This window comes from Labilibaculum sp. K2S, assembly GCF_030372765.1.
Classification (GTDB): Bacteria; Bacteroidota; Bacteroidia; order Bacteroidales; family Marinifilaceae; genus Labilibaculum.
This window is the reverse complement of the sequence record NZ_JAUCMW010000075.1, coordinates 1-1,023: the sequence shown is the minus strand read 5'-3', so window position 1 is coordinate 1,023 and position 1,023 is coordinate 1. Positions and strand designations below refer to the sequence as shown.

The 1,023-nt window shown below is 32.3% G+C and carries 1 protein-coding gene; it reads right to left on the bottom strand.

All coding sequences use genetic code 11. The features are described 5' to 3' along the window. Positions 1-52: 52 nt before the first annotated feature. Positions 53-358 (bottom strand): Arm DNA-binding domain-containing protein, encoded by a 306-nt coding sequence (locus QUH73_RS20765; protein WP_289532361.1) that lies wholly within the window; start codon positions 356-358, stop codon positions 53-55. Between the last annotated feature and the right edge of the window lie 665 nt (positions 359-1,023).

The window sequence follows — 1,023 nt, the reverse complement described above, 5'->3', positions numbered from 1 at the left end:
AATTTAACTGTTTTAAATCTGAAATTTTACTCCAGTCTTTTTCGGGGCTAAACTATTCCTGATTTAAGCTGGCTTTTACATTTTTACAACAAAGCTCTTCCTGAATTTCAAGATCAGTAATGATTTTCAAGAGTTTTTGTTCCATGTGTTGAATGTAACGATTGTTTTCTTTTGCCTTAAGAGAGTTGCCTTTGCATTTACCTTTACTAGAATCCCAGAACTTAGCATCAATACTTCTTTTAAGAGATATGACTAATCGTTGACGGTCGATAATGATTCTTACAAAGATTGGAGATTCTCCGTTTTTTAGTTCGGTTTTTTTTCTGGCAAAAAATGAAATAGAAGTTGTTTGTCTCATTATTTACTGGTTTTTGAATGTGTTAAAACGATTTGTCAAAACTAGCAAACGAGTGATTTTTGAAGGGAGCAAAAGGGTGAATAGCAGTGCATTAGTATCTGTTCGAGGTGTAGCAAAATTAAGCTTTCCAATCTACACCTTACGCAACACCTTTTTATTGCTGTTTTAGGTGTTTAATTGCGTCGGTACTAAATGAAGAAAGCCTTGTAAACGTTAAGTTTACAAGGCTTTTCCTTCTATTGCATTTCTGCATGGCGGAGAGAGAGGGAGTTTTCTGACTTTATTTAAAGTCCTTATTTATAATGCTTTGCTGTGGGTTAGGTAATTGTGTTCACTTGAGAGTTCACTAAAGTATGTTTACGAAAATTATATTTAGAATCCATAGTATAATTTGAAAAAGAAATACAAGGTGCACCAGAACACCGCATGGGATTATCACAAACATTTCCGGAGGGTTTGAATCTTGCCATTTGAATTTTTGTGTGTGAAAAATTAGTTTTCCGTTTCTTTAAAACGATATTTTTGTGAAGGCTTTGATATTTAGTTAAGATATAATAAGCCTATGTTTTATATACTTTAAATCGAATAATAACAATTATTAATCATCTAAGAAGTATTATTTAAACCTCCCCATAATTTCTCCTCCTGATATACATTTAGTAATG

Coding starts and splice junctions, on each gene's coding strand:
- QUH73_RS20765 (WP_289532361.1), bottom strand. CDS start 358: ATGAGACAAACAACTTCTATTTCATTTTTTGCCAGAAAAAAAACCGAA.